Origin of the sequence: Frankia sp. Mgl5, from assembly GCF_023242985.1 — a bacterium.
Classification (GTDB): Bacteria; Actinomycetota; Actinomycetes; order Frankiales; family Frankiaceae; genus Parafrankia; species Parafrankia soli.
Window position 1 is genome coordinate 1 of record NZ_JALKFY010000478.1, and the last position, 430, is coordinate 430.

A 430-nucleotide genomic window follows, 5' to 3' on the forward strand; every position below is an offset into this window, starting at 1 on the left:
TTCCTTCTGGCTTGGGCCGGGCACCGTTGCATTGGGAGTTCCACTCGCTAAGCAAATGAAACAGTTGGCCGAGATCTGGCGCGGGGTTTTGCTTGGTACAGCAGCAGGCTGCTTGATATCGCCGCTCTCCAGTTGGCTGATCATGTGGCTAATGGGAGCCGATGACCTGATGAACCGGAGCATGTTGAGCAAATCGGTAACCACTCCTATCTCAGTTGAGCTTACGACAATGGTTGGCGGTATTCCTGCCCTGGCCGGGACGTTCACCGCCGTCACTGGAATGATCGGCATTGCCATGGCCCGAACAGTGTTAAAGTGGGCCAAGGTTACGGATGATTGGGCAATCGGAATCGCCGTTGGCACCAGCTCCCATGCGATCGGAACAGCGGGACTGCATCAGGTGTCACCGGTGCAAACAGCTGCCTCCAGC

1 protein-coding gene is annotated in these 430 nt (G+C 56.7%); it reads left to right on the forward strand.

Annotated elements, in window-relative coordinates; translation table 11 throughout:
• The coding region (locus MXD62_RS10225; RefSeq protein ID WP_285224025.1) for an LrgB family protein at positions 1 to 430 on the forward strand (430 nt) is incomplete at both ends.